Source organism: Chitinophaga tropicalis (assembly GCF_009758205.1).
In the GTDB taxonomy this organism is placed as follows: Bacteria; Bacteroidota; Bacteroidia; order Chitinophagales; family Chitinophagaceae; genus Chitinophaga; species Chitinophaga tropicalis.
Genome location: NZ_WRXN01000052.1, coordinates 1 through 644, shown reverse-complemented (window position 1 = coordinate 644; position 644 = coordinate 1). Strand labels below are relative to the sequence as shown.

At 39.4% G+C, this 644-nt stretch carries 1 rRNA gene; it reads left to right on the top strand.

The annotated features are described in order from the left end of the window. Positions 1-180 precede the first annotated feature (180 nt). A 5S ribosomal RNA gene (gene rrf / locus GO493_RS30760) occupies positions 181-292 on the top strand. Positions 293-644 lie beyond the last annotated feature (352 nt).

Below are 644 nucleotides of genomic sequence, written 5' to 3'. Positions count from 1 at the left end.
TACAGGTGTAAGGGTGGTAACATCGAAGCCGAGTAGTACTAATTGCCCGTAAGCTTTAATTTTATTTTGTAAATAGTGTTATAACATCCCAATATGTAAGTTATTGCGTGCTCCGGGTCACAGGAATTAACAACGCTGCAATAGTGTTGCCGGAACACAGAAGATCATATATAAAGATCTTATGGTGGTTTTGCCGAGGGTGTTCACCTCTTCCCATTCCGAACAGAGAAGTTAAGCCCCTCATGGCCGATGGTACTGCACTATCATGCGGGAGAGTAGGTAGCTGCCATATTTATTTAGAAGAGTCCCGGTCTCTGAATTGAGACCGGGCTTTTTTATCCTCATGAGAGAAGAAAACTTCGAAAAATATTTGGTAGTGAGAATAAAATGACTACCTTTGCAACCCCAACGAAAACAAAAAAGTTCTTAAAAAAATAATAATGATGTCCTGGTGAAACGCACCACACAGATCGGATCTGAGACATTAACGAAGTTGAACAACAGGTTCAACGGAAGCTCTTTGAAAGAATGGAAACAACAGCATAATAAACACAGGTAATGTTAAGCGAAAAACATTAGATACACGAACGTCTGATTTCGCGAGAAATTAGTCAGTATCAAAACTTCTTTACAATGGAGAGTTT